An 8,208-nucleotide genomic window follows, 5' to 3' on the forward strand; every position below is an offset into this window, starting at 1 on the left:
TGCCCCGATTATCTCATGTCGATACTGCTTGGTTAAGTCCGACAGGCTGCTAGGTTTATGGCGGGGTAGGTTTCGTTAATCCTTTCTATCAGCTCAGGGAGCCAGGTATATGCAATGGTTTCTGCAACCCCCAATCGAATCGTGCCTTGAATAGCATCCGGACTAGCAACGGTATCGAGTAATTCGGCGTGAAGCTGGAGGATTTTCTCGGCGTAAGAGAGCACTTGTCGACCTTTGGCTGTCAACACAGCGTTGCGGCCAGACCGGTCGAACAGCTCAATACCAAGCTCATCTTCCAGGCCGGAAATTCGAGCAGAAATCGTCGGTTGTGAGGCGTAAAGCTTTTTCGCCGTGGCTCGAAAGCTGCCCAGTTTGGCAATCCAGAAGAAGGTTTCTAACGACTTGATGTTCATAGCAAAAATGCCCCCGTTAGGCTGAGCATAACAGGGGCATTTTTTTAATCCTAGTAATTAGGCATCGGTGTTGTGGAAGCATAAAAAAGTTGGTAACAAATCAGTCCTGTAGGTCGCATAAAACTGGCTTGCGCACGGGACTCTGAAAAATAGTGTTGGTAACTTTCGCTGAAATGCGCTGCTGAGGTGCCGAGAAACCACCGGTTCGTATTAATAAAGTTGGTAACTTTTATCGAGGTAAGCGGTAAAACCACATGGATGAGCGATTCATCTTTATGAGGAATTATGGCTTTAGATTCTTCCTTTTGCTCTGAACGTGTTGTGAACAGTGGCCTACAGCCTTGACTTGCTCGATCACAATTCCGGCAGATTGATGTAAAAGCAGCACGCCAGGAATCAAACTCAAGACCATAATCCAGTTCGCTGCGCCAAGCGGCCAGCACGCGTTCAAGCTTTTCAGCACGCCCCAGATCGGCATTAGCAAGCATGGATTCAAGGCTGTCCAGCGCAGCAAGGCGTCGTTCAAGTGTCTTGGCCTGACCCTCAACCTGCGGTGCCAGCTCAGCGTTATAAGCCGTTAGCCGACGCAGCTCCTCACGGGCCTGACGTAGTGCGTCAAGCCTGGCGCGTACCTCATCGTCGGCGTTGTCAATACGCGCTTGAAGTTCAGCCTGAGTGCGTTGGGCTTCCAACACGTAATCGTATAGATCCATACCGTCGTCCGCATTCACAGCCAGGCTCACGGTGAAGAGGGAAAGCAGCCCAGCCCATAGCCTGAGCCCACCTGCAAATTTATCGACCACGCTCATCTCCCAAAAATGCACTAGCAGGCTATCTAAAACAACAAATCTCGTCAATGCGAACAATAATCGATCTTATTCATTGGCGTGCAGACACTAGCTCTGGCGGACAAATCAAAGCTGAACAAAGGTGATGACAATTGTCATACCTAAATGACAATCATTATCACTAAGATGGCTCCCTATTACCCTTGCAGGATTAATCCATCACCGCCGTAAGTAAAACTCGTTTAGGAGAAAACAGTCCATGACGTCCACACCCCCTACCAGAAGAAGGCACAGCTCACAGAAATATCGGTGGAGACACCCCGTGATCCCTTTGGCTCTGGTAATTTCCTGCACCGGCGTAGCGCAGGCAGACGACGCTGAACGAAACACGCTCGCCACCCCTGATGCCGATGCTGCCGAAGAGCTCAAACCCATCCTGGTCACCGCCGATGGGGATAGCGACGAAATCAAGCAGGAAGAGGTTTACACCAAAAACGTCTCCAACCTTTACGTTGACAAGGAAGAACTCGACCGATTCCAGACTGCCAACCCCGGCGATGTCTTCAAGGGCATGAACGGGGTGTACAGCATGGACACTCGCAGCAGTCAGTCCATTACCCCCAATATTCGCGGCATCACCGGCGAAGGGCGCACACCGCTGACCGTCGACGGTACCGAGCAATCCACCAACGTCTGGCTGCATTTCTTTGGCGCAGGTAACCGCAGCTATATCGACACAGCTCTGTTGCGCAGCGTCGAAGTGGAAAAAGGCCCATCACTAAGCCGGGGCATCAAAAGTGGTGCCGGTGGGGCGGTGAGCATCAGAACCATCGAGCCCGGCGATATTATTCCCGAAGGCGACAATTTTGGCATAGAGCTCAATGCGGAGACCTCCGGCAATACCAGCAAGCCACGATTCGACGCTTCATCCTTGTACGGCCAGGATTACCGCAACATACCCGGCGCGGAACGGGCGGCTGTCACCACAATCAACGTGCCCTCGCCGAACCCACGCACCAAAGATGATGGGGAGATCCTGAACTTCGAAGACCATGCGGAAACACTGGCTATTGCCGGGCAAAACGAGTTTCTGGATATCTTGCTAGCCTACAGTGAACGCACCACGGGCAACTATTACGCAGGGGAAGAAAACGCCGACAAGTATTCGGGCCACGACCCTTACGCCGAAGACACCACCGACAGATACATTCCGAACCTGACCAAGCTGTATTACCCAGGCAACGAAGTGTTCAATACAGCCAACGAAACTAAGACCATCCTGGTGAAGAACAACTGGTACCTGCCCAACAACCAGAAGCTCGGCCTACAGTTCATGCGAACGGACTCCACTTTCGGAGAGACCACACCCGGCAACTCAATACTGCTATGGGGCTACAGGGAGGGCGCAGAGCAGGCAGAGCCAGACCGCGACTGGGAAAACGAACGGCAGTTCGTGCTCGAATACCCACACTCGGATTTACGGCTCGACCGGTACCGCCTCAGTTACGACCTCAAGCCCACCGGATCGGACTGGCTGGATCTGGAAACCAGCCTATGGCACACCAAAGCCGAGGGCACCCGCTACCAGACCGGCGCCAGCCCCTACACCATTGACATCGACCAGGCCACCTATGACGAACTGGAATTCTGGGAAACCATTTATGAAGAGATAGCGCCAGGCTATTATCCGGAGCCGGAGCACGACGGCACCATCGTCTCCAAGGGCCGACAGTGGACCAACCACGACCGCACCGGTTTTGATTTCAGCAACCTGATGCGCTTGACCGACTCCCTGCAATTTACTTTTGGTGGCGGCTACCAGAAGGAAAAGCTTGACGAAGGGATAACAGGGGTCAATTCCTTGGTCAGCACAACCGGGGGCGTAGCACCGGACGGCGGCTTTCTGTTTGCATCCACCGATCGTCTCGGCCCGCGCTCGGGCGAGCGTGAAGAATACTCAGCCATGATAAACCTGGCCTGGCAACCCACCAACTGGCTCAACCTGACTGCCGGCACCCGCTACCTGCACTACGCAGGCAAGGACACCGGCACCGCCGAGCGCCGCCGTCAGCAGGAAGCGTTTTATGCAGCACAACGGCGCCTGGCCGGACTGGAGCTGGAATACCAGGAGTTGATGTCGCCCGAAATGAAGGCGGAACTGGAACGTTTGAGCACGGCGTACGAAAACGCACGTGACTCAGTTGACCTTAATGACCCTGCAAACTTTGAAACCTACGAATTCATCTACCATGCCACGGGAGGTGATCGTTATCTCACCGGATCTTTCCCAACAAGAAACGCTGGATTCCGGGATGCCGCGACGGAGCTGGTGAGTTTTCTGTCTTCACAGAATGCGACCAGCTTTTCGAGCCTTCGTATCGAAACGCTCCTTAACGCGGACGGATCAGCCAATACCGATGAGTTTGATAACACTCTGTTTGGCCTCCTCAGGACAGCCCCTAATGATATAAGAAATGGAAACTACTGGGAGAAGCGCGTTCTTCTGCCCGCCAAGGATGGCAAGTATGATTCGTCCCAGAACCCCTTCGCCAACGGCGAGGTGGACGCCACCGAAGTGGTGGAGGATCCCTACAACCCGGGCACGACCGTGCGCCGGGTCATCCCCAAGGGAGTCTATGGCAGGCGAACCTACGACAATATTGATACCGGGAAGGCTTGGGAAATGCCCGAGGAGCAATCCGGCGACTCCTTCAGCCCGGTACTGAGCGCCACCGCCCGGGTCACCTCGTATGGCACCGCATTCCTGCGCTACGCACAAACCACCCGCTTCCCCAGCGTTAACGAGTTGACCTCCAGCGCCATCATCAACGGCGGCGGCACGGTTGGTAATCTCGCCGTGAACGGTGCCAGCAAACCCGAGCGCAGCACCAACTGGGAGCTGGGCTACAGCCACGACCTCACCCAGTTCTTCCCCGACCTTCGGTTTGCCGACGTTCGCCTGAGCTACTACGACACCGAGATCGAGAACTTCATCGACCGGGACCTCTATTACAACGTTATTCAGTTCAACGAGAAGAAAACCAGCGGCATCGAATTGCAGTCCCGCTTCGATACCGGCGGATTTTACGGCAGTCTCGGCGCCTCCTACCGGCTGAAGCAGAAACTCTGCGACCGTGATTATGCCTCGGGCATGGACCCCTACTACAACCGCATTCCCAGCTGTGTCACCGGCGGCTTTCCTGGCACCTACAGCGGCAGCAGCATGCTACCCGAGTATTCCATTGACATGACCCTTGGCACCCGCCTGCTGAATAACCGCCTGGACATGGGCTGGCGCGGCACCTACCACTCCGCGGTGGAAAACGATCAACTGGACAACCTGCTGGACTCCGAGGCGGGTATCTCAGCTTATAACGATTTCGCCATCCGGGATGCCTGGTTCCGCCAGGGGGTAGACACCTTCTATACCCAGTCAGTGCTGCTGCATGACCTCTACGCCAACTTCCGGGTGAACCCCTCCATCACCTTCAAGCTGGGGGTAACCAACGTTACCGATGAATACTATCTGGATCCCATGGCCAAGACCCTGATGCCGGGGCCGGGGCGCACCCTGACGGCAGGGCTGAAGGTTAATTTCTAGCTTTTTTTGCTGGTTTTTCTTGAAAAAAACCAGTCTTTCATCACTGTTAACCAAAAGGAAATGGATATGAAAAAGTCAACATTAACACTGGCAATCATGGCGCTGGTGGGCAGCGGTGCCGCCTTTGCGGCATCCCCGAATGTGCAGGGCGGCAGCTCCGATACCTCGGGCGTTGAAACCGGAAAGTCAGACCACAGTCTGTTCAAAGGCAATAACTCAGGGGTCGCCCTGAACGGCGCCAGCAGTTATATCGACCTGGCCGGCGGCCCGGTCAACGGTTCCAACAACGCCATCGATGACCATGGCAACGGCGCCATTATGACGCCTGCTGATATGGGCCTGTTTGGCGGGCTTTCCGTCGCCCAGGTATGGAAGGCCGACGCATCGGTGAACGGCGGCGGCAGCACCTACGCCAACTTCGCTATCAACAGCGTGCGCCAGATCACTACGCTTTCCTTCGCGCCCCAGTTCGGCGGACTGGTGATTGGCCAAGTGGGCGCCAACAGCACCGGCTCCGCTGCCGACCCTGCGGTTCCTCTGTCAGTGGGCAACGGCGTGTACTTTGGCGAGTGGGCACCTCGGGCGACCGGGACACCACCGCAGGACAGCACCGACCTGAACATGGCCAGCAATGACCGGACCGTTTGGTACGTGGGGGATAATGCCGTTGATACCATGCCAACCGCAGTGAACGCCACCTACAGCGTGGTGGGCATCAATGGCGTGGGCACCACCGCCGGCGGGTCGCCGGATAACCCGAACCTGTATAGCGGTACGCTGACCGCCAGCTATTCGTCCGGCTCGGGCTCGCTTTCCGGATCCATTGACCGGGGTACCGACACCGTCGACTTCACCGGTACGAACATCAGAAACGATGGCACCTTCGATAAAGGCACCACGATCGAAGGCCGTTTCTATAACGGCGCCGAGGCTCTGGCCGGGATACACAAGGCCGGAGCGGGCGTCGCTGACGATGTCGCCTTTGGCGGCAGCAAAATCAGCGGTACCATCACCCCGTAACGTTTGACCACTCTCCACTGGCTGCCACCAGTGAAGAGCGTCAAACAGGGCGATGCCGGATGGGTTCCGTTCGGTATCGCTTTCGGGAGCACCTTCGGAGGCCGGTTCGCCGGCCTCCATTCTAATGCACGCACATTCGTTGTGGGAATACGCTATGCCTTGCCGTTTCACCGCCATGGGGCTATTGCTACTGGCCTGCCTGGTCGCGCCCGGCACCCGGGCCGATGACGATGACACACGTTTTCTGCAGGACCAGACCCGCCGAACCCTGGAACAGCAAACCCGGGGCGAGGAAAAGCTGGCTGCCCCGCCCGGCACACTGATGTACGAAGGCCGGCGCTATCAGGTGCCAACCACCCTGGAGGCCCTGGCCCCGGCTATCTACGTGGCCATCAACACCAACCAGTGGTCCCAGTTGCCCGGCTTCCTGGACCGCTACCGGCAACTGCCTGGCCACCGGCCGGCCCTGGTGGCCATGGCCGAAAGCCTGCTGGCCCGGTTCAAGGGCAACCACACCAGGGCCCTGGAACGCATGGAAACCGCCAGTGAGCTGGAACCGGACGATGCCCGCATCCGCCTGGAACTGGCACGGCTGTGGTTTGAAGACAATCAGGACCAACGGGCCAAGGCAGGCTTTGAAAAGGCACTGGCCGCAGGCCTGCCGCCCCAGGCACAGCATCTGGTCCGGCAATACCGCCAGGCGCTGGCCATTCGTGACGACTGGCATGGCAGCTTTGCCCTTGGTCTTGGCTATAACGACAACATCAACCAGGGCAACGGGTACTACTCCTGCCTGTCGGCGTTTGCCGGCTACTGCCTGTTCGAGCGGCGGATGCCAGAGGCCATCGAATCGGAAATGGCCAGCTACGAGCTGTCTCTGCAGCGCCGCGTGAACCTGGCCGGCAACCACAACCTGCAATTCCGCCCCGTCAGCTATGGCAACTACTACCCGGAAACCAATCCGTCCGAAACCGCGGTTATCCAGGATTACAGCACCAACCTGGCGCTACTGCAGGTGGACTATCAGTACCTGGACGCCCGGGACAGCGTCCGCCTGACTCCCTACCTGGAGCACTACTACCGCAACCGCACCAGTGAATACCTGGCCCACGGCCTGGAACTGGAATGGCGCCATTCGTTCAACCGGCAATGGCAGGTGGGCACCAGTCTCGATGCAAAACGTTATGAATACACCCGCAACGGGCAAAACATCGGCACTGATTACAAACGCTACCAGTGGGACACCACTGTATCGTACATGCCTCAGCTCAGCACCAGCCTGTATGGTGGGTTTGCGCTGAGCCGCAGTAAGTACGATCTGAAACAAGCCAGCAGCAAAGATTGGGCTGTGCGTGCGGGTATCTATCACGCGTTTTCCGGTCAGGCAGGGTTGTTTGTCAATGCGCTGGGTGTCTACCGCAACAGCCATAACGATGCCCATGACTTTTTCCTGGGAGATCGTCGCCGTGATCACCAACAGGTGTATATCCTCAGCGCTGGCGTTGGCAACTGGAAGATTGCCGGAATGAACCCGGAGCTCAAGGTGCGCCATAGCATCAATGACAGCAACCTGGACTGGGCTTTCGGTTTTGAGCAGACCGAGATAAGCCTGATGCTAAGGCGCAGTTTCTGACCCTTTCGTTCCTTACACGTAAAACATGATTTTGGCCAGGATCACGATCAGCACCATATGGGTAAATACGCTGTAATGGGTCAATTTGAACCGGCGGGATGTCATACAGTTACAAAGCGAGGCTCGAATGGCGGTTACAAAATGCACTAAAACGCTGACCGCTAGCAGAACCTTGATTGTCAGTAAGGTTGAAAAAGTGCTTGAAAACGGGGGATACCAGCCCTCCAGATAAACGCGCCATAACAGGCCAACACCCGATGCAAACAGCAGTACAACAACGAAAGGCATAAAGCGCCGGGCCCGGGTATGAATACCCGCCTCAACCAGCTCCATCATGTTATCCGGCAGATGCCTACGGATGGGTTCCAGAAAAAGAACCTCGAAAGCAACGACACCGATGAACAGAATGGCGCAACTCAGATGAACGACTAACAAAATGGGGTATTCCATAAACGTTTCCTAACTCCATTGCAGATAAAGCCTTACCTCTTGAGAATCACTATTATCCGCATTGAAATCACAAATGATGATGACTATTATCAACAGGCTCAGGAGGACACCCCATGGAGGAGTTAGCCAGAACTACCCCGTTTGGCAAGTTACCATTAAACAGTCTCAGGAAACTGACTTACGACGCCCGCACGCCATTGGTCAACCGAGGTGAACACGTCTTTCGTCAGGGCGACAGGCTGGAGCACTATTTTCTGTTGCAGTCCGGTTGTGTTCGCCTATACCGACTCGGGCCAGAAGGGT

7 protein-coding genes are annotated in these 8,208 nt (G+C 55.9%); 4 read left to right on the forward strand and 3 right to left on the reverse strand.

Annotated elements, in window-relative coordinates:
- Positions 1 to 32: 32 nt before the first annotated feature.
- Positions 33 to 413 (reverse strand): LysR family transcriptional regulator, encoded by a 381-nt coding sequence (locus ACTH3S_RS16925; RefSeq protein ID WP_441810186.1) that lies wholly within the window; start codon positions 411 to 413, stop codon positions 33 to 35.
- Between the two features lie 50 nt (positions 414 to 463).
- Complete coding sequence (locus ACTH3S_RS16930; protein ID WP_441810187.1) at positions 464 to 1,216, reverse strand: hypothetical protein; 753 nt, start codon at positions 1,214 to 1,216, stop codon at positions 464 to 466.
- A 307-nt stretch (positions 1,217 to 1,523) separates the two neighbouring features.
- Between ACTH3S_RS16930 and ACTH3S_RS16935 the strand changes: the two genes are divergently transcribed.
- From ACTH3S_RS16935 to ACTH3S_RS16945, 3 genes are all read left to right on the forward strand, one after another.
- Positions 1,524 to 4,802: a TonB-dependent receptor domain-containing protein gene (locus ACTH3S_RS16935; RefSeq protein ID WP_441810188.1), complete on the forward strand. Its 3,279-nt coding sequence runs from the start codon at positions 1,524 to 1,526 to the stop codon at positions 4,800 to 4,802.
- Between the two features lie 66 nt (positions 4,803 to 4,868).
- Positions 4,869 to 5,822 (forward strand): Slam-dependent surface lipoprotein, encoded by a 954-nt coding sequence (locus ACTH3S_RS16940; RefSeq protein WP_441810189.1) that lies wholly within the window; start codon positions 4,869 to 4,871, stop codon positions 5,820 to 5,822.
- Positions 5,823 to 5,976: 154 nt separating this feature from the next.
- Complete coding sequence (locus ACTH3S_RS16945) at positions 5,977 to 7,455, forward strand: surface lipoprotein assembly modifier (protein ID WP_441810190.1); 1,479 nt, start codon at positions 5,977 to 5,979, stop codon at positions 7,453 to 7,455.
- Positions 7,456 to 7,467: 12 nt separating this feature from the next.
- Here the strand turns inward: ACTH3S_RS16945 and ACTH3S_RS16950 are convergent, their stop codons facing one another.
- Positions 7,468 to 7,905, reverse strand: a complete 438-nt coding sequence (locus tag ACTH3S_RS16950; RefSeq protein ID WP_441810191.1) for a CopD family copper resistance protein — start codon at positions 7,903 to 7,905, stop codon at positions 7,468 to 7,470.
- A 113-nt stretch (positions 7,906 to 8,018) separates the two neighbouring features.
- Here ACTH3S_RS16950 and ACTH3S_RS16955 point away from each other — a divergent pair.
- A partial coding sequence (locus ACTH3S_RS16955; protein ID WP_441810192.1) for a cyclic nucleotide-binding domain-containing protein occupies positions 8,019 to 8,208 on the forward strand: 190 nt, incomplete at its 3' end.

This window comes from Marinobacter sp. (assembly GCF_052094685.1).
Lineage (GTDB): Bacteria > Pseudomonadota > Gammaproteobacteria > Pseudomonadales > Oleiphilaceae > Marinobacter.